Below are 1319 nucleotides of genomic sequence, written 5' to 3' on the forward strand. Positions count from 1 at the left end.
CTCGAAGCTAGTCGCTCGAAGCTGCTTTTTCAAAACTCCCCCACAAACTGGTTATAAAACTGCCGCGCGGTGCGCCCGGAGCGTACGCCCTTCTCCATGGAAAAACGCCGGGCCCGCACGTGCAGTTGTTCCCGGTCACGCACCTCGCCGAACAGGTGATCGACGATCTCGAAATACTGCGCCTCGTTGATCGGATAAAAACTCAATCCCAGGCCAAACCGGTCGGACAGGGAAATTTTTTCTTCCACCACATCGCCATGGTGCAGCTCCCGGTTCACCACCTGGGTCTGCTCGTTGTCTTTCATGTATTCGGGGAGCAGATGGCGGCGGTTGCTGGTGGCATAGATGCGCACGTTTTCCGGCGGCAATTCCAGCGATCCTTCCAGCACGCTCTTCAAATGCTTGTACTGGTTTTCGCCATCTTCGAAGGACAGGTCATCACAGTAAATGATGAAGCGCTGACTGCGATCGCGAATATCGTCAACGATATCCGGCAGGTCGTGCAGATCATCCTTGTCCACCTCGATCACGCGTAGTCCACGGGCGGAATATTCGTTGAGCAAGGCTTTGACGATGGAGGACTTGCCGGTGCCACGGCTACCCCACAGCAGCACATGGTTGCAGGGCTGTCCGGCGAGAAAACGTTCCGTGTTCTGTACCAGCTTGCCTTTCTGGGTATCGATGCCGAGCAAGTCATGCAGGCGTACCGGGTCCGGGTGGGGAACAGGACGCAGCGTTTGTGAACGGCCACGCCAGATGGCCGCAGGAGTGTGGCGCCAGTCGATGGGGCGATGGGGGGAGTGCATGGTAAGCCTCACGGGCAACAGAAAAAGAATGGCGGCCAAAGTTTAACGCACCCCATGGGCAAACGCAGGCTGCGTTCGTAGCGAACTTTATCTATGCTTGGGTCTCAGAGATACCCTGTGTAATGCGCATTCACGCGTGCGCTCATGCACGCGACACACGCGCCGACACACGCGACAAGGAGAGCAATATGAAAGCTGCCGTTCTGGCTGCAACGGGCCTGGCCCTGGTATTGGCGGGCTGTAGTTCCTCGTACGATAACGATTACCCCATGGGCCTGCCGGACGACACGCTCACTTGCCCGGATGATCCGCCCGATGTGTGCACCATGGATTATCGTCCGGTGTTTGGTTACGACCAGCAGGGCGGCATTCTGGGTGAGTTCGCCAACGCCTGTGGTGCCTGCGCCACCGAGGGCGTGAAATATACCTCGGAAAAGAACGACCCGAATATGCCAGGCCCGGTGCCTGATGCGCCGGGCCTGGCATATTCGGGTCGTTCTTTTCCGAGGTATA

The 1319-nt window shown here is 57.7% G+C and carries 2 protein-coding genes; one reads left to right on the plus strand and one right to left on the minus strand.

The genetic code is table 11. From position 1 onward, the window contains the following. Positions 1-29: 29 nt before the first annotated feature. Positions 30-806 (minus strand): ATP-binding protein, encoded by a 777-nt coding sequence (locus A3754_RS14720; protein WP_063520301.1) that lies wholly within the window; start codon positions 804-806, stop codon positions 30-32. 188 nt (positions 807-994) lie between these two features. On the opposite strand from A3754_RS14720, the gene A3754_RS14725 reads away from it, so the two are divergent. Further along, positions 995-1319, plus strand: a 325-nt coding sequence (locus A3754_RS14725; RefSeq protein ID WP_063520302.1) for a hypothetical protein, incomplete at its 3' end; no start/stop codon positions are given.

It is taken from the genome of Alcanivorax sp. HI0083 (assembly GCF_001635175.1).

Bases quoted from the DNA above. Each gene is read 5' to 3' on its own strand.
- A3754_RS14720 (WP_063520301.1), bottom strand. From the start codon at position 806: ATGCACTCCCCCCATCGCCCCATCGACTGGCGCCACACTCCTGCGGCC.